Annotated in this window: 26 protein-coding genes, 2 tRNA genes and 1 pseudogene; 17 read left to right on the top strand and 12 right to left on the bottom strand. The window is 43.6% G+C overall.

All coding sequences use genetic code 11. The features are described from left to right. Positions 1-14: 14 nt before the first annotated feature. The 5 genes from CGB83_RS12640 to CGB83_RS12620 all read right to left on the bottom strand — a co-directional run bounded on the left by CGB83_RS12640 (position 15) and on the right by CGB83_RS12620 (position 6,539). On the bottom strand, positions 15-194 hold the full coding sequence (locus CGB83_RS12640) for a hypothetical protein (protein WP_100076110.1): 180 nt from the start codon (positions 192-194) through the stop codon (positions 15-17). 248 nt (positions 195-442) lie between these two features. After that, the gene (locus tag CGB83_RS12635) at positions 443-646 is read right to left on the bottom strand and encodes a hypothetical protein (RefSeq protein ID WP_100076109.1); all 204 of its coding nucleotides are present in this window, start codon (positions 644-646) and stop codon (positions 443-445) included. A 76-nt stretch (positions 647-722) separates the two neighbouring features. Further along, positions 723-1,910 carry a tRNA 2-thiouridine(34) synthase MnmA gene (gene mnmA, locus CGB83_RS12630; protein ID WP_100076108.1) on the bottom strand — a complete coding sequence of 396 codons (1,188 nt, stop codon included), beginning with the start codon at positions 1,908-1,910 and terminating at the stop codon, positions 723-725. 154 nt (positions 1,911-2,064) lie between these two features. Continuing rightward, a complete protein-coding gene (locus tag CGB83_RS12625; RefSeq protein WP_100076107.1) occupies positions 2,065-3,864 on the bottom strand; it encodes a T9SS type A sorting domain-containing protein in 1,800 nt (599 codons plus the stop codon). Positions 3,865-4,007: 143 nt separating this feature from the next. Next, positions 4,008-6,539: an ATP-dependent Clp protease ATP-binding subunit gene (locus CGB83_RS12620; protein ID WP_100076106.1), complete on the bottom strand. Its 2,532-nt coding sequence runs from the start codon at positions 6,537-6,539 to the stop codon at positions 4,008-4,010. A 151-nt stretch (positions 6,540-6,690) separates the two neighbouring features. On the opposite strand from CGB83_RS12620, the gene CGB83_RS12615 reads away from it, so the two are divergent. From CGB83_RS12615 to CGB83_RS12595, 5 genes are all read left to right on the top strand, one after another. Continuing rightward, positions 6,691-6,921, top strand: coding sequence for a uroporphyrinogen decarboxylase (locus CGB83_RS12615; protein ID WP_100076105.1), 231 nt, complete (start codon positions 6,691-6,693; stop codon positions 6,919-6,921). Next, the gene (locus CGB83_RS12610) at positions 6,914-8,005 is read left to right on the top strand and encodes a glycosyltransferase (RefSeq protein ID WP_100076104.1); all 1,092 of its coding nucleotides are present in this window, start codon (positions 6,914-6,916) and stop codon (positions 8,003-8,005) included. The genes CGB83_RS12615 and CGB83_RS12610 overlap by 8 nt, the downstream gene beginning before the upstream one ends. 122 nt (positions 8,006-8,127) lie before the next feature. Beyond that, complete coding sequence (locus tag CGB83_RS12605; RefSeq protein WP_100076103.1) at positions 8,128-8,550, top strand: SufE family protein; 423 nt, start codon at positions 8,128-8,130, stop codon at positions 8,548-8,550. A 6-nt stretch (positions 8,551-8,556) separates the two neighbouring features. Continuing rightward, complete coding sequence (locus CGB83_RS12600) at positions 8,557-9,531, top strand: glycosyltransferase family 9 protein (RefSeq protein WP_228419917.1); 975 nt, start codon at positions 8,557-8,559, stop codon at positions 9,529-9,531. Next, positions 9,528-10,412 (top strand): glycosyltransferase family 2 protein, encoded by an 885-nt coding sequence (locus CGB83_RS12595; protein ID WP_100076101.1) that lies wholly within the window; start codon positions 9,528-9,530, stop codon positions 10,410-10,412. Before CGB83_RS12600 ends, CGB83_RS12595 begins: the two co-directional genes overlap by 4 nt. Before the next feature lie 32 nt (positions 10,413-10,444). Here CGB83_RS12595 and CGB83_RS12590 read toward each other — a convergent pair. From CGB83_RS12590 to CGB83_RS12580, 3 genes are all read right to left on the bottom strand, one after another. Then, a tRNA-Val gene (locus CGB83_RS12590) sits at positions 10,445-10,519 on the bottom strand. A gap of 33 nt (positions 10,520-10,552) precedes the next feature. Then, positions 10,553-10,627, bottom strand: a tRNA-Val gene (locus CGB83_RS12585). 42 nt (positions 10,628-10,669) lie between these two features. Then, complete coding sequence (locus tag CGB83_RS12580) at positions 10,670-11,914, bottom strand: bifunctional folylpolyglutamate synthase/dihydrofolate synthase (protein WP_100076100.1); 1,245 nt, start codon at positions 11,912-11,914, stop codon at positions 10,670-10,672. Between the two features lie 99 nt (positions 11,915-12,013). Between CGB83_RS12580 and CGB83_RS12575 the strand changes: the two genes are divergently transcribed. From CGB83_RS12575 to CGB83_RS12555, 5 genes are read left to right on the top strand one after another with little or no spacing between them, the layout of a single operon-like run. Next, the gene (locus tag CGB83_RS12575) at positions 12,014-13,360 is read left to right on the top strand and encodes a TolC family protein (RefSeq protein ID WP_100076099.1); all 1,347 of its coding nucleotides are present in this window, start codon (positions 12,014-12,016) and stop codon (positions 13,358-13,360) included. A 1-nt stretch (position 13,361) separates the two neighbouring features. Further along, the gene (locus tag CGB83_RS12570) at positions 13,362-13,952 is read left to right on the top strand and encodes a SprT-like domain-containing protein (RefSeq protein ID WP_100076098.1); all 591 of its coding nucleotides are present in this window, start codon (positions 13,362-13,364) and stop codon (positions 13,950-13,952) included. 2 nt (positions 13,953-13,954) lie between these two features. Then, positions 13,955-15,037, top strand: a complete 1,083-nt coding sequence (locus tag CGB83_RS12565; RefSeq protein WP_228419915.1) for a mannose-1-phosphate guanylyltransferase — start codon at positions 13,955-13,957, stop codon at positions 15,035-15,037. Positions 15,038-15,065: 28 nt separating this feature from the next. Next, entirely contained in the window at positions 15,066-15,737 is a 672-nt protein-coding gene (locus tag CGB83_RS12560; RefSeq protein WP_100076096.1) for a hypothetical protein, read from the top strand. Further along, on the top strand, positions 15,697-16,239 hold the full coding sequence (locus CGB83_RS12555; protein WP_100076095.1) for a GNAT family N-acetyltransferase: 543 nt from the start codon (positions 15,697-15,699) through the stop codon (positions 16,237-16,239). The genes CGB83_RS12560 and CGB83_RS12555 overlap by 41 nt, the downstream gene beginning before the upstream one ends. Before the next feature lie 23 nt (positions 16,240-16,262). Here CGB83_RS12555 and bcp read toward each other — a convergent pair whose 3' ends face one another. After that, a complete protein-coding gene (gene bcp, locus CGB83_RS12550; RefSeq protein ID WP_100076094.1) occupies positions 16,263-16,712 on the bottom strand; it encodes a thioredoxin-dependent thiol peroxidase in 450 nt (149 codons plus the stop codon). Between the two features lie 33 nt (positions 16,713-16,745). On the opposite strand from bcp, the gene nth reads away from it, so the two are divergent. The 3 genes from nth to CGB83_RS12535 all read left to right on the top strand — a co-directional run bounded on the left by nth (position 16,746) and on the right by CGB83_RS12535 (position 19,342). Further along, a complete protein-coding gene (nth, locus tag CGB83_RS12545) occupies positions 16,746-17,366 on the top strand; it encodes an endonuclease III (protein ID WP_100076093.1) in 621 nt (206 codons plus the stop codon). A gap of 179 nt (positions 17,367-17,545) precedes the next feature. Continuing rightward, positions 17,546-18,517 (top strand): aldo/keto reductase, encoded by a 972-nt coding sequence (locus tag CGB83_RS12540; protein WP_100076092.1) that lies wholly within the window; start codon positions 17,546-17,548, stop codon positions 18,515-18,517. After that, positions 18,518-19,342, top strand: coding sequence for a helix-turn-helix domain-containing protein (locus CGB83_RS12535; protein ID WP_100076091.1), 825 nt, complete (start codon positions 18,518-18,520; stop codon positions 19,340-19,342). Between the two features lie 95 nt (positions 19,343-19,437). Here CGB83_RS12535 and CGB83_RS12530 read toward each other — a convergent pair. Both CGB83_RS12530 and CGB83_RS12525 read right to left on the bottom strand, forming a co-directional pair. After that, positions 19,438-19,805 (bottom strand): annotated as a pseudogene (locus CGB83_RS12530) (DUF1398 domain-containing protein). A gap of 17 nt (positions 19,806-19,822) precedes the next feature. Next, a complete protein-coding gene (locus tag CGB83_RS12525) occupies positions 19,823-21,619 on the bottom strand; it encodes a DUF885 domain-containing protein (RefSeq protein WP_100076090.1) in 1,797 nt (598 codons plus the stop codon). A 167-nt stretch (positions 21,620-21,786) separates the two neighbouring features. Here CGB83_RS12525 and CGB83_RS12520 point away from each other — a divergent pair, with 167 nt between their 5' ends. From CGB83_RS12520 to CGB83_RS12505, 4 genes are all read left to right on the top strand, one after another. Beyond that, entirely contained in the window at positions 21,787-22,248 is a 462-nt protein-coding gene (locus tag CGB83_RS12520) for a hypothetical protein (protein ID WP_100076089.1), read from the top strand. Positions 22,249-22,392: 144 nt separating this feature from the next. After that, a complete protein-coding gene (locus CGB83_RS12515) occupies positions 22,393-23,100 on the top strand; it encodes a MotA/TolQ/ExbB proton channel family protein (RefSeq protein WP_100076088.1) in 708 nt (235 codons plus the stop codon). A gap of 58 nt (positions 23,101-23,158) precedes the next feature. Further along, on the top strand, positions 23,159-23,557 hold the full coding sequence (locus CGB83_RS12510) for an ExbD/TolR family protein (protein ID WP_100076087.1): 399 nt from the start codon (positions 23,159-23,161) through the stop codon (positions 23,555-23,557). A gap of 27 nt (positions 23,558-23,584) precedes the next feature. Then, positions 23,585-24,469: a ferric siderophore ABC transporter substrate-binding protein gene (locus CGB83_RS12505; RefSeq protein WP_100076086.1), complete on the top strand. Its 885-nt coding sequence runs from the start codon at positions 23,585-23,587 to the stop codon at positions 24,467-24,469. A gap of 14 nt (positions 24,470-24,483) precedes the next feature. Here the strand turns inward: CGB83_RS12505 and CGB83_RS12500 are convergent, their stop codons facing one another. Continuing rightward, positions 24,484-24,876 carry a hypothetical protein gene (locus CGB83_RS12500; protein ID WP_100076085.1) on the bottom strand — a complete coding sequence of 131 codons (393 nt, stop codon included), beginning with the start codon at positions 24,874-24,876 and terminating at the stop codon, positions 24,484-24,486. Positions 24,877-24,942 lie beyond the last annotated feature (66 nt).

The raw sequence follows: 24,942 nt of genomic DNA, 5'->3' as shown, positions 1-24,942 counted from the left end.
AATGATTCATGGGTTTATGATCTGCTTGAAGCCGGTTCTGTTGGCTTCAGGATCTTCAAGTTGCTGTAGGATGGATTTGGGATTTCATCACTGTCAACCGGGAAGCTCAGGGAATCCGGAACAAAGTTTTTTCGGTCTGTTTTCCTGAAGATTTCAAACAGGGCAATCTGTTCCTGGTTAATACTGATACACATACTTATACAATGCAATTCATGGAACTTATACTCTGGGTCTTTCAGCTTTTTATGGCTGTCTTTTACTCCTAAAACAAAATTCCGCTACCGGAAGTTGCTGTTTGGAATAGCAAAATATTCTTGATGGATTATTATCCGGAAATAATGCTGAAATGGCTTGGCAGTACATTCAATCTATATAAAATCTTCGGGAATAAAAACAAAACCCGGAACAGTGACGTCCCGGGCTTATAATAGTATCTTAATGATTATTTTTTATCATTCCTTACAGGCTTTGCTCCGTATTTGCTGATCAAACCATAGGTAACGGCCAATAATATAATGCTTAGGGTAAGCTGTGATTTTTCAGGGCTTACTATTTCCTGATACAGGTTGTATCCGAAAAAAATGGATACAATAGCAATGATCAGTTGATTAACGAATGAATAGTTGTTTTCCAGGATTGTTTTCATAATGATATTTTTTATTGTTATATACAGAGTAAGTATAACAATTCAAAATATGTTACAAAAAAACGAAATCATACTCTTATGAAATCACTCCGCTTCCCAGCAGCTCATCATCGTGGTACCACGCAGCAAACTGTCCTTCTGCAATGGCAGACTGAGGTTCTTCAAATTCAATATACAGCCCTTCTTCAAACTGGTACAGCACCGCTTTCTGTAAAGGTTGCCTGTAACGGATTCTGGCCATCACTTCTCTGGACCCGCCATTCTCAATCGCAAGATCTTCCCGTACCCAGTGTATTTCCGAAGGATCAATTTTCAGGGCATTCCTGAATAATCCCGGGAAGCTGTGTCCTTCTCCTACAAACAGAATATTATTTTCCATGTCTCTGGAGATGATAAAGCAGCTTTCTTTGTGTCCGCCGATACCAAGGCCCTTGCTCTGTCCGATCGTAAAGAATTGCGCCCCCTGATGCTTTCCGATGACTTTTCCGTCAGACTTCTGGTAGTGGGTTTTAGTACTCAGGAAAGCCAGTTCCTCCTGTTTTGAAGAAAACTGAGGTGTTTCTTGTACAAAAAGCGGCGAATCCCTGAAAATTTCTACAATCTCACCTTCTCTCGGAACCAATTGCTGTTGCAGAAACTGGGGAAGGCTTACTTTTCCGATAAAGCATAAGCCCTGGGAATCTTTTTTATCCGCCGTTACCAAACCGATTTCTTTGGCAATTTCTCTTACCTGGGGTTTCGTCAGTTCACCGATGGGAAACAATGCTTTAGACAATTGATCCTGGCTTAGCTGACATAAGAAATACGACTGGTCCTTATTATTGTCCTTTCCGGCGAGCAGATGGAATATTTCCCTGCCATTTTCATCAGGTGTAGAAGTAACCCTTGCATAATGCCCGGTGGCTACTTTATCTGCTCCCAGAGACATTGCCGTTTTCATGAATACGTCAAATTTCACCTCCCGGTTGCAGAGGACATCCGGATTCGGAGTCCTTCCTTTTTCATATTCAGCGAACATATAATCTACGATGCGTTCTTTATACAGGTCGCTCATATCAATGACCTGAAACGGGATCCCCAGTTTCTGGGCCACCATCAGGGCATCATTGCTGTCCTCAATCCAGGGACATTCATCCTCCAGCGTTACTGAAGCATCATTCCAGTTTCTCATAAACAAAGCCACCACCTCGTGGCCCTGCTGCTGGAGCAGGTAGGCGGTCACACTGGAATCCACCCCTCCTGATAATCCTACAACTACTTTCATCTTATTCAATTTTACGGAACTCTTAACGGGAGTCCTTAGTTTGATGCCGCAAAAATACAATTAAATAGACTCGCAAAAAAGTGGTGATGGCAAACATCGATAAAAACAATCTCAGGGACAGGTATTACTATTCTGCAACTTTTATCAGCAGGGTTTATTTCCTAATCGTAAGCTTAAAGGTTTTTATCAGGGTTTCATCAGCTTTTTTTACGGACAGCAGGTAATTTCCTTCTGTAAGTACAGGCTCAAGATTGAAGTGTTCCTGCTGGGTAGCATTGTTCCGGATATGTTTGGAATAGATAAGCTTACCGGATAGATCATGAAGGGTAACAAGATGCGGCTCCCTTTTTAAAACCGATCCTTTTAAGGTGAAATTTCCGTTGCTCGGATTGTTATATACAACCAGATCTTCAGCAGGAGCTGTATCTGAGGTGGAAAGTGTTTTCGGACTGAACTTAGCGATAAATCCGGCTATTCCCTTATTGAATCCGGAAGGCAAGATAATGCTTTGCTGGTTGCCGTTTGATGTTGTAAATCCATTTTGGTTTTCAGTGTTTCCATACAGGTAAAATCCGTCAGAATTTTCGGAAAAACTGGGGCTGATGGATTGAGTAACTACAGTTGTGGTGTGGCTTCCTCCGTAATAAGAAGTAAAAATATGTTCTCCGGAAGCATTAAACATGCTGAAAAATAAATCATTGAAGCCAGGGCTTGGCTTAGTGGAAACAAAAGCCCCGGGTGAAGCCATATTATGGTTTCCGGAAGATAAGCCGGAAATCAGGATCTTATCGTCTTTGATATCACTGGACTTATATCCTACGGCTACTTCATACCCGTCACTGCCTAAATAAGTACTCCATATCCTGTTTCCTGAATCATTGAATTTAGTCAGGAAAAAATCAAATCCGTCTGTAGTACTTGTTTTGTAAGCATTCTCGGTTGCATAATAGTTCCCCGGTGCCCATGTATTGCCCACCATATAAACCCCCGTAGCATTAGCCCGGATATTGATCACGCCTGCCTCCACACTATTTCCCGGAACTCCGTAATAGGTTCCCCATAACCTTTGTCCGTTTAGAGTGTTTAAGCATGTAATGCTTTGTCCGGCCTTTGATTGCTGAAAAGTACCGGGAGTAGCCAGCTCGGAAGCATTGGTATCCAGATCTGCATTTCCTGCGATATACAACTTTCCTTCAGATACTTCTATATCATTGATTGCCTGTGTCGGAATATACGTTGCCCATACTTTCTGGCCTTGCGGATTGAGTTTAACAACATAATGATTATCAAGCAGCTGTGTGCCTGTAGAATCATATACAGTAGCGAATCCGGGATGATAGGTCCCGGGATCACCCAAATTTTGTTGTGCTGTTGAACCCGTGAAATAGACGTTTCCTGTAGAGTCAGCCTTTAAGAGCAAGACACTGCCGGTTGACGGAAGAAAAGTCTTCCAGAGCAGCGTACCGTTTGCATCGTATTTCGCCAGTATGATATCACTGGCTAAAGTATGGGTTGAAAGCCATGTTCCAAAAGATAATGCCGGAAAAGAATTGATATTGAATTCAATTTCATACTGGTTTCCTTGTTCATCCCTAAGGATCGGATATATGGCTTCAGCATATGAATTTCCCTGTGGATGGTATTCTGCAAAGGTCAATGCACCCGAAGGAGAGAATTGTCCGATAAGTTTATTTATGGAGGGATTTGTAAATGCAGTAAATAAGTTTCCGCCCGGGGATACAAATTGATTGTAATAATCTATAGAAGGGATAATGGATCCTCCGGGATAAGCTGATGATCCACTCACTGAAAGATTCATCGAGCTGTCTTCATACACTTCTCTGATTCCTGAACTGATTCCGCCATAGTACGTGGCCCAGCTCCTTTCATAGCTGAAGCTTTGAGCGGATAATACAGAAGAAGCAAGGATAAATAATAAAGGTCTTAATTTCATATATACTGTATTTTGATAATTATACAAATATAGGTGAATTATCTTAGAGTCATACAGGGGTGATTAAAATATTCCACTAAAAACAAAAAAAGCACCGGAAATTTCCGGTGCTTTTCTATTTAGAGTTAAAATTAATCTTTTAATTAAGATGATTTTTCCGCTGCAGATTTCTTAGACTTGGACGTTTTTCCTGCTAATCCGTCTTTAGCTTCATTAAGGTCAAGAATGACTGTTTCGCCCTCATTCAGCTGTTTGTTCACCAGCATTTCAGCTAGCAGATCTTCAATGTATTTCTGAATGGCTCGCTTCAATGGCCTTGCTCCGAAATCCTTATCCCAGCCTTTTTCCGAGATAAAGTCTTTGGCTTCTTCAGTCAGTTCCACTTTATAGCCCAGTTTTTCCAGTCTGTTGTACAATTTATTCAGTTCAAGATCAATAATCTTCTTGATATCATCTTTCTCAAGAGAATTGAAGATTACGATATCATCGATCCTGTTCAGGAATTCCGGAGAGAATGCTTTTTTAAGGGCATTTTCAATCGTGCTCCTAGCTCTGGAATCCGTACTGGTCTTCTTCGCATTGGTCCCGAATCCTACACCATCCCCGAAATCTTTAAGATCCCTTGTCCCGATGTTGGACGTAAGGATAATAATCGTATTTCTGAAGTCGATCTTCCTACCGAGACTGTCTGTAACATGGCCTTCATCAAGGATCTGCAACAGGATGTTGAATACATCCGGGTGGGCTTTCTCAATCTCATCCAGAAGCACTACAGCATAAGGTTTTCTTCTTACGGCTTCCGTGAGCTGTCCTCCTTCTTCATATCCTACATATCCCGGAGGCGCACCTACCAGTCTGGATACGGCGAATTTTTCCATGTATTCACTCATATCGATCCTGATCAGGGATTCGTCAGATTCAAATAATTCCCTGGCCATTACTTTAGCCAGCTCAGTCTTACCGACACCGGTGGTTCCTAAGAATATAAAGGTACCGATAGGACGGTTCGGGTCTTTAAGCCCGGCCCGGTTTCTCTGGATTGCCTTAACAACTTTCTTCACAGCATCTTCCTGGCCGATTACTTTTCCGTTCAGGTTTCCATCCATTCCGGCTAGCTTATCCAGCTCGTTTTTACCTACTTTGGTTACCGGGACACCACTCATCATCGAAACCACTTCCGCTACATTTTCTTCGCTTACGGTTTCTTTTTTCTCCTTCACGTCTTTATCCCACTTATCCTGGGCAGAATTCAGTTCCATCTGTAAGCGCTCTTCTTCGTCCTTCAGCTTTCTGGCTTCCAGATAATCCTGAGCTTTTACCGCTTTCTGTTTCAGTTCCTTAATTTCTTCGATTTTCTTTTCAAAATCAATGATCTCCGTAGGAACTTTCATATTCTTGATATACACTCGTGAACCGGCCTCGTCCATGGCATCAATAGCCTTGTCCGGTAAAAAGCGGTCCGTAATGTATCTCGAAGTCAGGTTAACACATGCGGCAATAGCTTCCGGAGTGTATATTACATTATGGTGTTCTTCGTACTTATCTTTGATCTGATTCAGGATCTGAATCGTCTCATCAATGGAAGTCGGTTCTACCATCACTTTCTGGAACCTTCTTTCCAATGCACCGTCTTTCTCGATGTACTGTCGATATTCGTCCAGTGTTGTGGCCCCGATGCATTGGATTTCTCCTCTTGCCAGTGCGGGCTTGAACATATTGGAAGCATCCAGGCTTCCGGTAGAGCTACCTGCTCCCACAATGGTGTGAAGCTCATCAATGAAGAGGATGACGTCACGGTTCTTTTCAAGTTCCGTCATGATCGCTTTCATCCTTTCCTCAAACTGGCCCCTGTATTTTGTACCGGCTACGAGGCTGGCAAGGTCAAGGGTAATTACCCTTTTCCCATACAGTACCCTGGATACTTTTTTCTGCTGAATCCTCAAAGCCAGCCCTTCTGCAATGGCAGATTTACCTACTCCGGGCTCACCGATCAGCAGCGGGTTGTTTTTCTTCCTTCTGGAAAGGATCTGTGAAACCCTTTCGATTTCCTTCTCACGGCCGATAACCGGATCCAGTTTACCGTCTCTGGCTAAGGAAGTTAAGTCCCTTCCGAAGTTATCCAGCGTAGGAGTTTTGCTTTTTCCTGCGCCCAGGTTTCCGGAAGGTTTTCTCATCTGCTCGAAATCTTCCCTTTCATCATCGTCGTCATAAGCACTCATTTTAGGTGCCTGTCCGGAATTCTTGAGCATCGTCTGATACTCTCTTGAAACGCCTTCATAATCAACGTCGTAAGCTCCCAGGATGCTGGAGGTTGGGTCCTCATATTTGTACAGAATACCAAGAAGCAAATGAACGGTATTGATTTCATTGCTTTTATACTGCCGGCATTCCAGTTCTGCACGTTTAACGGCATGATCTGCCATCTTGGTGAAGGAAATATTGCTCACCTCCTCTGAAACAGGATTAAGACTTGCTGTATTTAGAGTTTCAATTTTTCTTCTGATCTGTGTTAAGTCCGCATTCAGGCCCTGAAGGATTTCTTTTGCAGAGTTTTCTGTTTTTATAATCCCCAAAAGCAGATGTTCTGTATTAAGAAATTCACTTTTCAGCCTCTTCGCTTCGCTCTTGCTTTGTTTGAACACCTGGCTCAAACCTTGTGAAAACTTATAATCCATAGTATGTCTCAATTAGAATAAAGGTAGAGGTACCGTTTATCCGTTATCTAAATTACAAATATTCTACCAAAAACCAATTAATGACTTTATGGCAGAAAAAATTTTATTATCTTGCTGAAAATGATTAAGTTTGTGGCCCTAAATTTTGATTATGAATCCTGAAATGGCAACCTATATCGGATATTCAGCTTCGCTGTTCATCGTACTGAGTTTTATACTGAAAGATGTACGGAAAATCAGGGTCGTTAATCTCATAGGATGCATCTGCTTTGTGATCTACGGGATATTCAGCGGAATGCTCTGGCCGGTGATCATTCCCAACGGACTGATCTGCTTTATCCAGCTGTACCACCTCATGGCAGGAAAGAAAGCCGATGCATAGGAAACTGATCATTTCAGCATTCAGTAACCTGTATACGGACCAGCGTATAGAAAAGGTATGCAGGACCCTCTATGAAAACGGTTATGATATTGAGCTGATCGGCAATACATGGAACGGGGCCGAGGAAATGTCCCGCCCATATCCTTTCTCAAGGATAAAATTGGCTTCAAAAAGCCTTAAAACGGCCTACTTTGAATTCAACTGGAAGCTCTACCGCATCCTGAAAAAAAAAGCCAGCCACGATACCATCCTTTACGCCAATGATCTGGATGCCCTGGTCCCCAATTATATCCTTTCCAGAAAACTGAATATACCCCTGGTTTTTGACAGTCATGAAATATTTTCCGAAATGCCTGCCATACAGGGCAAAATGTCACAGAAATTATGGCGGTTCACAGAAAAATCCATTCTTCCTAAGATCAAGTTCATGATCACCGCCAGCGGAAGCTATGCCCAGTGGTTCCGGAAAAAATATGATGTGCATCCTGTGGCCATCCAGAATGCCCCCAGGAAAGCAGGTTTTAATTCTGAAATCCCGGACAATAATCCGAAAATTGTATTATACCAGGGCGCGATCAATCCGTTCCGTGGCATTGACAAAGCTATACTCGCGATGCATCACCTCGAAAATGTGATCTTTAAGATTGCAGGGGATGGCCCCAGGAAAGAGGAGTATGAACAGCTGGTCATCCGGGAAGGCCTTCAGCATAAGGTAAAGTTTTTAGGTAAGCTGAAACCGGAAGACCTGCGTTTAGTTACCCTCACCGCAGACTGTGGAATGAGCATTGAAGAAAACGGGGGCGAAAGCTATTTTTATTCCCTGCCGAATAAAGTTCTCGACTGTATCCAGGCACGCGTGCCTGTGATCCTTTCAGACATGCCCGAAATGCAGAAGATTAAAAAGCAGTTTGATGTAGGGGAAATTATTGAGAGCCACCATCCTGAAAATATTGCCAAAGCCATCCGATACATATTGGATAAAGGCCGCCAAAACTTTCAGTATGAACTGGAAAAAGCAGCAGGAGTATTGTGCTGGGAAAATGAAGAGCCGAAACTGCTGCAGGTTTTTGAAAAAATACAGTAACCGGATTAATTATTCAAATCCCTTTAAAGGGATGATTCAGGGAGGGTTAACCCTGTATTTATGTTAAATGGTTTCAGGAATATCTTCCTAAAATTGGTTATCTTTGCATTATAAATAAATTTATGAAAAGCATCAAAGAAAAACAACAGGAAATAATTGATGAATTTGCCTTTCTTGAAGACTGGGAACAGAAATATGAATATATCATTGATCTTGGGAAAGAACTGAAAGGTCTGCCTGAAGATAAAAAGTCTGATGAAAATCTCATCAAAGGCTGCCAGAGCAAAGTATGGATCGATGCTGAATTCAGGGACGGGAAGCTGTATTTTGATGCAGATTCAGACGGGATCCTCCCAAAAGGGATCGTTTCACTGCTTACCAGCATTTACAGCGGCCATTCCACCCAGGAAATCCTGGATTCTGATTTTGATTTCATTTCTGAGATCGGATTACAGGAATTTCTATCTCCGTCCAGAGCCAACGGACTGATGGCTATGACCAAACAGATTAAATTTTACGCTGTTGCGTACCAGCTGAAGGCATAACCGACCGTGACAAGAATTTTAGCATACCGTTTTTCAGCATTTGGTGACGTCGCTATGACGGCCCCGGTTTTCCGTGATTTCCTGGAACAGAATCCGGATGTGGAAATTGTTATGGTGTCCAGGAAAAATTTCGAAAGCCTGTTCTCCGGGATTCCCAATATTATCTTTAAAGGGATTGACCTGGATGATTACAAAGGGTTTTTCGGCCTGAGAAGGCTGGCCCACGAACTGATCAAAGAGTTTCAGCCGGATATCATAGCCAACCTCCATGATGTAATCCGGACAAAAGTCCTGGATAAGATTTACGGCAGGAGAGGGCTGAAAGTGTTTAAAATCAATAAAGGGAAAGAAGAAAAAGAACATTTAACAGATATCTGGAACCTGGATAAAGCACAGCTGAAAAAAACAGTGGAGCGGTATGCAGATGTATTCCGGAAGATGGGGTTTCATGTGGAGCTTACCCATGCATTACGTCCACAGGCAGATCCAAAATCAGGGATCGGTTTCGCTCCTTTTGCCCAGCATAAAGGCAAAATGCTGCCTCTTGAAAAGTCGTATGAACTGGCCCGGATCCTGGCGCAGAAGAAAAAAATTTATTTTTTCGGAGGAGGTCCTAAAGAAACGGAAACCCTCAGCCAGTGGGAAAAAGAAATTCCCAATACCGTAAGCCTGGCCGGAAAGCTCAGTCTTTCCGAAGAACTTCGGACCATTGCAGGACTGGAACTCATGATTTCCATGGATTCCGCCAATATGCATCTCGCCAGCCTCGCAGGAACCCGGTGTGTCTCCATTTGGGGGCAGACGCACCCGTATGCCGGATTTTTAGGGTTCGGGCAGAGTGAAGATGATGTGGTTGAGGTTAAGGACCTTACCTGCAGGCCATGCTCTGTATTTGGCGATAAAGAATGCTTCAGGGGAGACTGGGCATGCCTGGGAGAGCTCAATATTCAGAAAATCATTGATAAAATTTCTTCGGAATGAAAATTTCCGTCTGTATTCCGGTATATAATTTCGATGTCCGGGAGCTGGTTACAGCGCTGAACAGGGAAATTCATACTTATACGCTAGATGCAGAAATCATCCTGATTGATGATGCATCAGAATATGCTTTCAGGGAAATCAATACAAAAATTAAACATCAGGTACATCAACTGATTTTTCTGGAAGAGAATATCGGTCGTTCCAGGATCAGGAATCTTTTCACAAAGTATGCCGACGGAGAGTATTTTTTATTCCTGGATTGTGATGCCGGGATAGGCCATCCTGATTTCCTGCGGAAGTACATCGCTGAGATAGAGCATAACCCTTCATTGGACCTTCTTTACGGAAATTTCAGGATCGCGGAACAGTATTCCGCAAGCCTCAGAAACCGCTATTCTGTGGCCAGGGAAATCTTCTCCGGAGACCGGTCTTCTGATATCTCGGTTTTTAAAACCGTTAATTTTGCCATTAAAAAAGAAATTCTGATAGAGTCTCCGTTCAATGAGGAACTCACTCAGTATGGGTATGAAGATTATGTCTTTGCAAAACTTCTGGAAAAGAATAGTATTTGCTTCCTTGCTTTCAATAATCCGGTTATTCATGTTGATGATACGGATAATGCTGTTTTCCTGAAGAAAACGCAGGTGAGTATGGATACGCTGTATGGATTGATCATCAGTCCTCATAACACTCCTTTGATTAAAGATATCCGTGTCTATAAGGCGGCAGCAAATCTGAAAAAGCTTAAACTGGATGCTGTATTTCTTTTTATGTATAGGCTGGCCGAGAAAAAGATATACCGTAACCTGGTTTCAGAGCAGCCCGAAATCAGGCTTTTGGATGTTTATAAGCTCGCCTGGCTCCTGAGGAAAATGCAATAAAAAAATCTCTCAGAAATCTGAGAGATTTTTTGTGGGCCCTGAGGGATTCGAACCCCCGACCCTCTGGGTGTAAACCAGATGCTCTGAACCAACTGAGCTAAGAGCCCGACTTTTTTTTGAAAGGTTTCGTTTCCTTTTTGTGGGTCCTGAGGGATTCGAACCCCCGACCCTCTGGGTGTAAACCAGATGCTCTGAACCAACTGAGCTAAGAACCCTCTATACTTGTTTTCTCGTTTAGAGTGGTGCAAATATACGACTTATTCGGAAATCTCCAAATTTTTTTCTAAAAATTCTCCCACTACAAAATTGCTTCCCCCGATAAAAATCATTTCATTTTTCATACATTCCTGTTTAGCAGAAAGATATGCCTCCTGCACGGAATTGAAAATTTTATAATTTATTTTCGCCTCTTTCAGCAGGTTTTCATATTCTTCCGGATGTCTGCCCCGGTGAATGGCCGGTTTTGCAAAATAGAAAACGGCATCTTCCGGAAGAAGGCGCATAACATCATCAATCTTTTTGTCATTTACAAAACCAAGAATGATATGCTTACGGCGGTTGATCGAATTCAGCTGGGCAAAAACCTGCTCAAGGCCTGCCTGGTTATGGGCCGTATCGCAGATCGTCAGCGGATCTTTGGAAAATTCAAACCAGCGCCCGATAAACCCGGTATTCCGGTGCACATGCATCAGGCCGCGTTCTATATGCTCTTCTGAAATGTTCACGTTCTGTTTCTGCAGTTCACGGATGATTCCCAAAACGACCCGGATGTTCTTTTTCTGATAGTTTCCTTTAAGATCGGATTGCAGATGGGTTTCTGTTCCGGTAACATCTGAAAAAGAGGCGTTTTCCTGCTGGGCCTTTTTCTTCAGGATTTTTTTAACCGGCTCCTCCTCATCTCCGGAAATCACAGGAATTCCGGGTTTGATGATACCGGCCTTTTCAGCAGCGATCTCTTCAATCGTATCTCCAAGCAGATCCTGATGGTCAAGCTGTACATTCGTAATGGCTGAGACCATTGGTGTGATGATATTGGTTGAATCCAGCCTGCCGCCAAGGCCTACCTCAATAATGGCGAAATCCACCTGCTGCTGATAGAAGTATTCAAAAGCCATAATGGTGGTGAACTCAAAGAAAGAGGGCTGGATATCTTCCGGAAGCTGTTTCAGCTTCATGATGAAATCATACACGAAACCTGTATCGCAGTTCTTGCCGTTTACCTTGATCCGCTCCGTAAAATCGATGAGATGGGGGGAGTTGTACAGCCCTACGGTATAGCCTGCCTCCTGAAGTACGGAAGCCAGCATATTGCTGGTAGACCCTTTTCCGTTGGTTCCCCCAATATGGATGCAGCGTATTTTTTCCTGGGGATTGCCAAAAAACTCACACATGCGGATGATATTGTCCAGTCCGGGCTTATAAGCCTTCTGTCCGTCAAGCTGGTAATTGGGTGCCTGTACAAATAACCATTCAACGGCTTCGCGGTATTGTTCTGCTGTCATGATGCAAAATTCTCAAAAGTTTTTTTAAAAAGGAATATTTAATTGTCCTGAACTGTAACTTTTTTATATTTGACACGTCTAATAAGGTAAAAATTCAGCATGAAAAAAGTTTTGATTATTATTCTGGGACTGTCTTATCTGGGAGCCAATGCCCAGAAGAAGTGGTCTTTGAGAGAATGTGTGGACTATGCCGTACAGCATAACCTGCAGGTGATCCAAAATGAATATTCAAAACAGATTCAGGATTCCAACCTTAAGATGGCCAAAAGGGAATACCTGCCTTCGGTATCCGGAAGCATCAGCAATTCGGCCAGTTTCGGGCAGACCCAGTTCATCAATACCAGTATCAGGAATGATAACTTCAGCAACAGTGCCAATGTAGGGGCCAACATCACGGTGTTTAATAACGGAAGGATCGAAAAGAATATCCGTAAAACGGAATATGATGTACAGGCCAGCCAGTATGATATAGAAACGGTAAAAAACGATATATCGCTTCAGATAGCCCAGCAGTACCTGACGACTTTGCTGAATAAGGAAATCGTTAAAATCTCAGAGGCCGCTGTTGAAAATGCACAAAAACAGTACGACAGGGCGAAAATTACCACCCAGGTAGGAACGACTGCCCAGACGGTACTTGCAGAGGCAGAATCCGGACTGGCGCGAGAAAAACAAAACCTTAAGACAGCTGAAATCAATGTCGGGAGAAGCTTATTTGCCCTTGCCCAGCTGTTACAGCTTAAGGAATACAGGGACTTCGATGTGGAAGATGTGAGTGTGCCGGATCAGCTGGCTCCTCAGCTTCAGCCTGTGGAAGAAGTCCTGGAAACCGCATACCAGACGCAACCCCAGATCAAAGCTGCCGAAAGCAGGATACGATCGGCAGAGGCACAGACGGAAATTACCAGGACATCATTCTGGCCTACTTTAACGGCGAGTGCAGGATTGGGAAGTTTTTACAATAACCGGTTAAATACCAATATCACGGGGGTTGACATTAACGGGATCCCGGTGGTTGAGCGCAGTTTCTTCCAGCAGTATAAAGATAACTTCGGTCAGCAGCTGGCGCTTTCCCTGAATGTTCCGTTATTTAACAAAGGAATTACGAAACTGCAGGTGGAGCAGTCCAAAATCAATGAAAATATTGCTAAAAATTCACTGGAACAGCAGAGACAGGCCGTAAGGCAGAATGTTCAGAAGGCCCAGTTTGATGTGGATGCCAATTATGAGGCGTATCTTGCCGCAGTGGAAGCTGAGAAAAGCACCCGCTTATCGCTGGATTTTGCAGATAAGAGCTATGCGGCGGGGAGATCAACCATTTATGATGTCAATGTTGCCCGTAATAATTATGCCAACGCGCAGGGCTCTGTAGCGCAGGCAAAGTTCAATTATCTATTCAGCCTGAAATTGCTGAATTTCTATGCGGGAATTCCGCTGAGCCTGTAAAATGTCTATTCAGAACCTTGAGAAATACCTGCCTGATAACACCCTTCCATATCTGAAAAACTGGTTTTCAGAGTATTATATCCATATTAAAATTACCCGCGACCGGCATTCCAAACTCGGGGATTACAGGAAACTGGCGGACCGGTCTCATGAAATTACCATCAATTCCACATTGGCTCCCCAGCTTTTTTTCTTTGTTCTGACGCACGAGCTGGCCCATCTTATTGCCTTTGAGAAGTACGGGCGGAGGATTTCCCCGCACGGAGTGGAATGGAAAGACACCTTCCGGAAAATGCTTCTGGAAAGCCTGGAGGTATATGAGCAGGATCTGAGGCCGATCATTACACGGTTCTCCAGGTCTCCCAAAGCTAATTTTATGTCCAGTCCGGAGCTGGTAAGGTATTTCCATATCGGAAAGGAAGGAGATGACCTCCAGTTTATGGAAGAGCTTAAAAAAGGGGATTCCTTTATCTATCGCGATGAGAAGTATTTGTTGGAAGGTCTGATCAAAAAAAACTATCTTTGCAGGAACCTGGTTACCGGGAGGCAGTACTCTTTCAAGCCGCTGGCCAGAGTGAAAAAATGTAGTTAAACATGGTAAGATCAGATCAATACTGTGTCATCATGGCAGGCGGTATAGGAAGCCGGTTCTGGCCGATGAGCACGCAGAAGTTTCCCAAGCAGTTTCAGGACATCCTGGGTGTAGGCCGTACGATGATTCAGCAGACCTATGACAGAATCCGTAAAATTGTTCCGGATGAGAATATATTTGTCATTACCAATAAAGAATATGTAAGCCTGTCCCATCAGCAGCTGCCGGAAATTCCGGAGCAGAACATCGTAGGAGAGCCTTTAGCGAAAAATACGGCGGCGTGCAACCTTTATATGGCCAATAAAATTGCTGAACTCAATCCTGATGCGAAGATGATCATCTTGCCGGCAGATCACCTGATCCTGCGTGAAGAGGTATTTCTTGACAAGGTCAGGCTGGCTTTTGAGATCGCTTCAGAAAACGATTACCTTGTTACCCTGGGCATTACCCCTACAAGGCCCGATACGGGATACGGATACATCCAGTTCGTTGATAAAAAAGGATCCGACTATTTTAAAATAAAGACATTCACTGAAAAGCCCATCCTCGAAATCGCCAAAACGTTCCTGGAAAGTGGTGATTTTCTCTGGAACGCCGGTATTTTTGTGTGGAGTGTACAAACCATCCATGCTGCTTTTGAGAAATACCTCCCTGAAATGACGCAGCAGTTCATGGCCTGTGAATACAATGCCGATGGTGAAGAGGGATGCATAGAGCTTATTTATCCTAAGCTGCAGAAAATCTCCATAGACAACGGGATCCTGGAAAAAGCTAAAAATGTATATGTCATTCCTTCCGACCTGGGATGGAGCGATTTAGGTACGTGGACATCCGTCTACGAAAACACGGAAAAAGATGAAAATCAAAATGCTGTAAAACAAAAGCATGTGCTCACATACCATTCCAGCGGAAATATCGTTCATATAAAGAACAGCAATAAAGCAGTGGTGATAGACGGGCTTAAAGATTATATCGTAGTGGATACCGATAAGGTCCTGATGATCTGCCCGAGGGAACATGACCAGCTGATTAAGGATTATGTGCTGGACCTAAAAAACCTCAAAAAAGGGGATAAATTCATTTAACAGTACAGGTTTGCAGCCTGTTTAAAGCATGAGCGAAACCATCACGAAAAATATCATCTTTATCTTCTTATTGCTGGGCGTCTGCATGACGGCCCAGGAAAGAAAACAGCTGGGCAGCATTCCGCAGATCCTCAAATCGGTCATTCCCGATAACCGGACAGATTTCTGGGTGCTGGTACATAACCATTACGGGAAAAATGAGGAGCTGAAAATTTCCGGTACGAAAAAAGACTATGTCCCGCAGTCTTCAGGATTCAACCTTTTCCCGGAAGAAGACAGCTTTTATTATATCGCCTATTCCAAAGCGGGAAAAGTTGATTATATAACGGATATTTCTGGCCTGAAAACCTTTATAGGGACCATTGATAATGTCGAGGAAGCAGTAATTGATGCTACTGCGGAAGGCTATTTCATCGATGAGGAATTCAAAAATGTAGCCGGAAACTATTATCAGGATGCGTCAAACTATTATATTGACCTGGGGAAACTGACCTCAAAGGAATGCCCGTACCAGAAAACCCATTTTACGCTTACGGTTAACAAATCCAGCGGAAAGGTAACCGGTGCAAAGGATAACGGGACGTATATCGAACTGTACAATAAGAAATGTACGAACAATCCGAGGCTTTTAAAAATAGAAAAAAAAGAAGTGCCGGCAGATGAACCCAAAAAAACAAAACAACCCGCCCGAAGAAAATAGCTTTTACGAAACCGAACGGCTGATCTTGCATCCGGTTTCTTTGGATGATGCCGCTTTTATGCTGGAATTATACAACGGTCCGAACTTTATCCGGTACATCGGCGACCGCGGACTGAGAAGCATCCATGATGCAGAGCGGTACATCAGCGAAAAATTTATTCCCCAGTTTGAAAAATCAGGTTTCGGCAACTACGTTATCGTAGAAAAATCCGGAGGTCAAAAGATAGGTGCAGCAGGCATTTTTGAGCGTGAAGGACTGGATGTTGCCGATATCGGATTTTCCTTCCTGGAAGAATTTGAAGGCAAAGGATATGGTTTTGAGGCAGCCACAAAGGTGAAATCCATTGGCATGGATCATTTTGGGCTAACCAGGCTATCCGCGATTACGACAAAAGATAATTTTGCTTCCCAGAAATTAATCGGGAAGCTCGGGTTGAAATTCAAAAAATATGTCACAATCCCTAATGATGATGAAGAATTGATGTATTTTGAAACCGAGTAGAGCTCTAAACGCGGCCCGCCTGTTTATCCTTCCAGGATCTGCGCTGCTGCTGTTTTTGAAGTCACTTTGTCAATGACCCTTACACAGATCCCTTTTTCATCAAAGATAAATGTGGTCCTTACAATTCCCATATAGGTTTTCCCAAAATTATTTTTCTCCTGCCAAACCCCGAATTTTTCAACGATGTCGTGGTTTTCATCAGCAATCAGGTCATAAGGAAAAGCAAATTTAGTGTGGAAGTTTTTTTGCTTTTTCACGGAGTCTGCACTGATTCCCAGTAATGTATATCCCGCCTTTTCCAGCTCCGAATAATGGTCGCTGAGGTTGCATGCCTCAACCGTACAGGTTGGTGTATTGGCCTGAGGATAAAAGAATATAACCGATTTCTTACCGATCAGTTCAGATGAATCTATGGTTTTGCCGTCCTGATTGGTTCCTTTAAATTCCGGTAAATGGTCTCCTACTTTAAGCATATTATTTTAATTTTGTTCAAATTTAACAGTTACATGACAAAAAAGCAAAGAGCCGAGCTCGTTCAGCGCGAATTAGAAAAACTATATCCTCAGGTCCCTGTTCCCCTTGATCATACCGACCCTTTTACCCTACTTGTAGCCGTAGCCCTTTCTGCACAGACCACGGATAAAAAAGTCAATCAGGTAACGCCTGATCTTTTCCGTGTAGCCGGGACGCCACAGAGGATGGCACGATTGGAAGTCCACGAGATCAAGGAACTGATCAAGGAAATCGGGCTGTCTAACCAGAAAGCCAAGAATCTGAAAAGAATGGCGGAACTGCTGATTGAAAAACATAATGGGCAGGTCCCTGCTACCTACGAAGAGCTGGAGGCCTTACCGGGAGTAGGGCATAAAACGGCTTCTGTGGTGATGAGCCAGGCCTTCGGATTCCCTGCCTTTCCGGTAGATACCCATATCCACCGCCTGATGACCTTATGGAAGCTTACCTCCGGAAAAAACGTAGTGGAAACAGAAAAAGATGCCAAGAAAATTTTTCCTGAAAGCGCCTGGAACAAGCTTCACCTCCAGATCATTTATTACGGAAGGGAGTATTCTCCGGCAAGGGGAAAAGGAGAAAAGGATTTCATTACGAAGATGCTGTTTGAAAAATAAGTCAGAACTTATCAGTCATGTTCATGACCTTACAGTTTGACTATGTTTACTACCACAGAATGAAACAGGCTTCCTTTTGAGGAAACCATATTTGAGGGTGAGTGGTTTTGAGCCATAGGGACAAATAATATGAGCCATACAGGCAAACATGTATTCTGCCATACCGGTATATTTGTAGTATGAAAAATATTCAAACAATTCAGTTAGGTCACCATGGGCCACTTGTATCCGGTCTTGGATTAGGCTGCATGCGTATGTCTTCTATCTGGGGCGGCCCGGTACCCGATGAAAGAGAAAGTATTGCTACGATCCATGAGGCACTGGACCATGGCATTAACTTTCTCAATACCGGTGATTTTTATGGGGCGGGCCATAATGAAATGCTCATAGGCAAAGCCATCAGGGACAGGCGGGATGATGCTTTTATCAGTGTTAAATTCGGAGCCGTATTTCATAACGGGCAGCCGATCGGGATGGAGCTTCGTCCTGTCTCGATCAAGAACTTTGTCAACTATTCCCTTACCCGCCTTGGAATTGAAACCATAGACCTTTACCAGCCGAGCCGTATGGATGGCAGTGTTCCGGTAGAAGATATTATCGGAACGGTAGCCGATCTGATCAGAGAAGGCAAGGTACGGCATATCGGTGTCTCTGAAATTACTGCCGACCAGCTTCGTCGGGCCAACAGCATTTACCCTGTAACAGCGCTTGAGATAGGCTATTCACTGGCAGACCGCCAGATAGAGCATGATTTGCTGCCAGCTGCAAAAGAATTGGGCATTGGTGTCATTGCTTTTGCCAATACTGCTGAAGGACTTCTGACCGGAGAACTGAAACTTCCTCTCGCTGAAAATGACTACCGCAATCATTTCTCCCGTTTTCAGGGTAAAAACCTGATTCATAATGTAGAAAAAGCTGAGGTGCTGAAAAATCTTGCTGCCGATAAGGGGTGTTCTCCTACGCAGCTTGCTATTGCATGGGTTAAAGCTCAGGGTGACCATATCATGCCGCTGGTAAGCATGAGCCGGAGGTCCAGGCTGCCGGAAAATATCGCAGCTATGGATATGGTGCTTACGGCAGAAGAAATGAATCAGCTGGATACGGCATTCGCAGCCGGAGAAATATGGGGTGACACTTATCTGGAGCGTTAAATGGAAAGCCCGACAGAAATTCTTCCCGGTGTTTTGTTCTATTCCTATCTTTCCAAAGAGAAAAAGGAGAAACCCTGCATATGGAACCATCATACCATTATACTGCAGGTTTCAGGATCCCTTACCCTGGAAACTGCCGGGCAACATATTTCAGTAGAAGGATCAGAGATTCTGCTGATTGGTAAAAACCAGCTCGGTACCCTGATCAAAACTCCGGTAACCGGCGGAAATTATGAAACCATCGTTATTTCTTTACAGGAAGATGCACTACGTAAGATTGCGTTGGAAGAAAAATATCAGGCAGACAGGAAATATACCGGCTTATCAAATATGCTGATTCCATTTAATGACTTCCTGAAGGGTTACTTTCAGTCTGTAATTCCGTATGCCCGGAAGTCCGGAACAGAGATGACTGATGAATTAGGCATCCTGAAAATGAAAGAAGGGGTTAAATTATTGCTCCATGCCCAGCCGGAACTGATGAACCTTTTATTCGATTTCTCTCAACCCTGTAAGATTGATCTTGAAAAATTCATGCTGAACAATTTTCGATTCAATATACCGGTCCGGCAGTTTGCTCAGCTAACCGGACGAAGCCTGGCGGGATTTAAGAGGGATTTTAAAAAAATATTCAGGCTGCCGCCCCGTCAATGGCTCTTAGATAAAAGGCTTGCCGAAGCAAAGTACCTCATCGGGACAAAAAAGATGAAGCCTTCCGATATCTATCTTGACCTGGGCTTTCAGAGCCTGCCGCATTTTTCCCGTACCTTCAAAATAAAATTCGGGGTGCCGCCGAACAGGATTGTTTCAGACATGGAATCATAAATTGAGTCCTATCTTTATCAGAGCTAGGTTTTACCGGATTAAAAAAGCCACAGGAGCAATCTGTGGCTTTATATTTTAATGAGGAATTTCTTCCTTTAATACTTCCTTTCCGGATCCATCATAATAAGTACAGCTAAGTGGTCCAAATCAACAACCCATTTCTCAATGCCGGTTTCCGCGCAGTGGACGCAGAACGTCTTATAATCTGTTTCCCCTCTCTGATGGCTTTTTAAGTATTCCTGAATGCATTCTCATCAGTTGTATTCCGGATGGGCAGGTCCCGGTATTTGGCTCCTGATTTTGCCCTGAAACCATGGGCGCCGAAGTATTCTGTACAACTGTCTTTTACCCGGGTTTCAAAAGATTGTACACCCAGCTCTTTAATTTCCCGGATATAACTCGGAAAATCGGATCCCGACTGTACTTTGCCGTGGGCATTTTCAATCTGTTCTACCGTAAACATACCTGTATAGCATTTGATTACTGTTGCTTTTTTGCCCAAAGTGCCATCTTCCTGTTAAGGACATCCAGCGGAAGGCATCCCTGGTTCAGTATTTCATCATGGAACTTGGCGAGGCTGAAATTTTTCCCTAATTCTTTCTGATACTGTTCCCTCAGTTCCCGGATGCGTAAAGATCCTATTTTATATCCCAGGGCCTGTCCGGGCATAGCCATATAGCGTTCCACTTCTGCCGTTGCGCCGGCTTCGTCATAGGAAATATTGCTGAGGAAATATTTTATGGCATCCTCGCGGGTCATTTTTCCCGTATGCAGGCCGGTATCTACCACCAGTCGTACGGCTCTCAGCATCTGGTCGCTCAGGTAGCCCATTTTCTGGTACGGATCTGTATACAACCCGAATTCAGGGCCTAAAGTTTCACAGTAATGCGCCCAGCCTTCGCCATAGGCACCAAACCAGCCGAACCGCATGAATTTGGGAAGCTTTGTATTTTCCTGCTGCAGGGAAACCTGGTAATGGTGGCCCGGAATTGCTTCATGAAGGAAAAGCGATTCCATACCGGATGTCACATTGAACTTGGACGGATCGGGAAGCGGGACATAAAAAACACCCGGGCGCTTTCCATCTGCTGTGCCCTGGATGTATTCCGCACTTGCACTGGCCTCCCTGAATTTTTCGGTCTGCCTGATCTCAAATTTTGTTTTCGGGGTTACGCTGAACATCGTTTTCAGTTTAGGCGTAATCTTGGTTAAGATCCCGTTGAAGGCGTCTAGCACTTCCTTTGAGGTCTTATACGGCATGGCCTTCGGATCTGTCTTCACGTAACTGATGAATTCTTCAAGGGTTCCTGTAAAGCCTACCTGCTGTTTTACCTTTTCCATTTCGGCACGGAGCATAGCTACCTGCTGAAGGCCTGTTTTATTGATTTCTTCAGGCGTATATTTAGTGGTTGTCCAGCTTTTTACGTAGTACCGGTAGATATCGTTACCGTTGGGAAGGCTATTGTAACCATCTGTATCTCTGGCTTTAGGCAGGTATTCTTTCTCCAGGAAATCGCCCATTTTGGTATAAGCAGGAATGATATTTTTGGTGACAGATTCTTTATAGAGCGCCGTGTACTGATCTTTCTGTGCCTTCGTGAAATTTTTCGGAAAACTATTGATCGGTCCGTAGAAAATATTCGTCTTAAGATCAGTGCTGATGATTTCCGGAGCCCTCATCTGGGGAATCATCTTAATCACCAGTTTCTTGGGCAGCACCATTTTGCTGGTGATTCCTTCCCTGAAATTTTCCGTGGCGGCATTCATCCATTGCGGAAACTTTTCCATCCTCTTCAGCCAGTTGTCGTAATCCTGAGTCGTTTTAAACGGCTGAGGACCCTGTCCGCTCCCGTACAGCGGGAAAGTAAGCGGCAGCCCTGAAAACTGAGTGAAAGGAATATACTCAGGGTGATAGGCGTAGGCTTCTATCTTATCCTGAAGGGTGTAATCCAGTACGTCATAGACTGTTTTGCTTTCATCGGAAAGCTTTTCGTAATCCACATTTTCCAGCTGTTTCTGGACTGAACTGTAAAAAGCGACCTCTCCGGAAATAAAATCTTTGTCGATGTTGATCGGGAGCTGGTCATTGTACCGGATATCTCCCTGTGACGTGGCATCCAGGGGATACAGCTTGAGATACTGTTCATAGTAATTGGAAGCAATAGAGTCCAGGTTGGACGGTGTTACCTTCGTTAAAGGAGAATCAGATTTCTTACAGGCAGTGATCCCCGCCAGCAGGCCCAGGCTGAAGATGCTTTTTAAGATGATGTTTTTCATTTCCGGATCTTTAACGCAAAAATAAGTATTATTAAGATATGACCGGATTCCTGAAAAGGTTGATTTTTAAAAAATAATTTTTAAAACATGTTACACATTCAGCCAATTTTCTATCTTTGTTAAAAACATTTAGCAATCATATTATTACCGCTCTTTTTTAAGAAAAAATGAAAGGGATTTTAAAAATTTACCATCCGGAAGAAACGCTGAAATACAATATCAGAAACACATATTGTAAAGCGGTCTACAGCAACCAGCAACATTTTTTAGAGGTTGAAATCATTACGGATGACGGCCTGGATCACGTAGAAGATGATTCTTTGCAATACAATTTTCCGCAGTTATCACTTGAGATTATCGATTTTCCTATAGAATCCGCAGAAATCGAAGGCAAAACCTTCACCATTACAGATTCTGATGAGGAAACCTATACGGAAGTAGACCTTTATGATGATGAGGACGCCTATATCTATGATAACGAACTTTTATTTGAAAAAAATGAAGAGGGCGAACTGCAGGTGATCTGGAAGGGAACCATTGATGATTTTTATACCGGCTCCGATACGCCCATTCCTTTCAGGCTGAAATGCGAGTTTAAGCAGGACCAGATTGAGATAGACGAAGACTAAAGATCTTTCGCCATTATAGCATCCGTAAATTTCTTTTCAAATCTTTTTTGAGAGGAAATTTCCTGTTTTTAAGCAAATTTTAAGAGAACGATTCATAATATTCCACTACATTTGTCGTTACAACTTTTATAAAAATACACATTAATGCTGTTAACGGAACTTACTCAGATTTTATTCGCACAGGTTACAACATCTGCAGTGGCAGAAGCACCTAAAAAAGTATTTTCATTTTGGGAAATCATGTTTCACGGAGGCGTATTCGCAAAAATTGTAATGGTTACCGTGTTACTGCTCGGGATATTTTCTGTATACCTTTTCTTTGAGCGTTTTTTCTTCATTAAAAGAATGGTCTCAAAAACAGATCCCGACTTTATGAATAACATCGAGGATTTTATCCGGGAAGGCAAGATTGAGTCTGCAGCAGATTACTGTAAAAGGCAGCACTCCCCGGAAGGTAGGATCCTTGAAAAAGGGATCTCAAGGCTGGGGCGCCCGGTTTCGGATATCGTAAGTGCGATGGAATCCCAGGCACAGGTGGAAGTAGCCAATATGGAAAAAAACCTGAACCTTCTGGCAGTCGTACCGAGTATCGCTCCGATGCTGGGTCTTCTGGGGACGGTCATCGGGATGATCATTGCATTCTTTGACCTGTCCAATATGGAAGGTGCTTTCTCCCCGAAAACCCTTTCAGAAGGTATTTATACCGCACTAGGGCAAACGGCGGTAGGTCTTGCGGTAGCCATTCCGGCCAACTTTTTCTACAATATCTTACTGACAAGGATCGATAAGTTCGTCCTGAGGGCGCAGAATATGTCCGGAGAATTTTTAGATATCATCAATAAACCTTTATAAATCTTTGGTATGAAACCGCAAGGTTCCGTCTGATTATTTAAATAATACCCGTCAACAGATGAAAATTCAGAGAAAAAATAAAGCACGCCCGGAATTCAGTTTAGCTGCGATGACAGATGTCATCCTTCTGATGCTGATCTTCTTTATGATCACCTCTTCCGCTGCTAACCAGAGCGCTATTGATGTAAAGCTGCCGAAAACGGGCGCAGTGGATGACAATATCCCGAATCCGCTTACGGTAAGCATTAAACCGGACGGATCTTATTTTGTGGATGATGTCCCGGTCAGCAGAACAGAGCTTGAGCAGGCCATCGTCAATAAACTAGCTTCGCAAACCAATAAATCATTTACCATACGTGCCGACGAAAGCACACTGCATAAAGATGTGGTTTTTGCCATGGAAATTGCCGAGAAGCATAAGTTTAACATCGCCATTGCAACCGTTAAGGATAAATAACGGCTTGAGGCCGGAAAATAAGACTATATGAAAAGCCATACCATAGACAGGAAGGAGGAAAACAAGGACAGGATTAAGAGCGCGTTGCTTTCAGTCCTGATCTGGTCTGCCATCCTGCTGTTTGTTTTTTTATATAAACTCACCCCCAAACCTGCTGAACCGGAAAAAGAAGTGGTCACCACCATGCTGGTCAATTTCGGGGATAACAGGAACGGGAGCGGGGAAGAGGAACCTGCCGACCAGCCGGGAAGCTTGGCTGCCGCAACGGAGGAAGTCACCACTGATCCTTTGGAAACAGCAGTTCCGGAGACGAAAACGACCATTGAACCGCAACCGCAGCCGGAAACAAAGAAATCCGAAGCCAAGGAAAAAATCATTACCGGAAATAATCCTAAGGTCACGGTACCTAAAAAGGAAGAATCCAAAGAGAATAAAAAATCAGCATCCAGTACCAGCGCTTCTAAAAATACCAAAAAATCCGGCGCTACCACATCCAATTCCAAAACCGGAACCGGTGACGGCAAAGGAACCGCAGCGATCGGAAACCTGATCCGGGGAAGAGGGACCAAAGCAGGAAGCCAGGGTGACGGAGACGGCATCGGAAATGCAGGAGATCCTCTAGGAGGCGACGGAAACGGTGACAGCAAAGTGGGAATAGACAGGAGGCTTGTCGGGTTTATCCCGGGAACCATGGGACGGGGAGGCGCACAGCCGGCCAATAACTGTACTGCCAGCGGAACCATTACCATTGCCTATACGGTGGATAAAGCCGGAAATGTGGTTTCTGCGAGGAGATCCGGGGGAACTTCTGACCCATGCATCAGTTCTACGGCAGTTTCCTGGGTACGGAAATACGTTAAAGCTGAAAAATCCAGCGTTTCTTCCACAGGATCCTATAAAATTACCTTTTAAAAAGATAAAGCACTTTATTCAAGTGCTTTTTTTATTTCATTGATCCTGTTGATGATGGGAAGGGCAAAAATACCGCTGGTCTGCAGGTACAGTTCATAGAATGTTTTGGCTTTATCCAGGAAATCATTATTGTGTTCTGCTTTTCCTTTGAAGTAGAACAGGTTGCCCAGCATTTCATAGTAATCTTTATGGTCTCTTTCCTGCCTTTCATTAACGATCCCGATAAGATCTTCTTTGGTCTTGGAGGAAATCTCCGTAAAGTCCATTTTGAAAATGTCCCGCATCAAAGAATCAAAATCCAGTTCTTTCTGCATCAGGCTTTCTTCCGGTTTGTCAAGGATCAGTTTTTCCAGTGCCTGGGAAAGCTGACGGATGAGTCGCAGTGTAAATTCTTTATCGGTAATCATACAATTTTTTTGATGTTAAAAGTTTAAATAATCTTCTGTGGAAGTATTGACATGGTAAACATCTCC

Source organism: Chryseobacterium camelliae (assembly GCF_002770595.1).
Taxonomy (GTDB): Bacteria; Bacteroidota; Bacteroidia; order Flavobacteriales; family Weeksellaceae; genus Chryseobacterium; species Chryseobacterium camelliae.
Note: the sequence above shows the minus strand (reverse complement) of the source record. Positions and strands in the feature narration are given on the sequence as shown.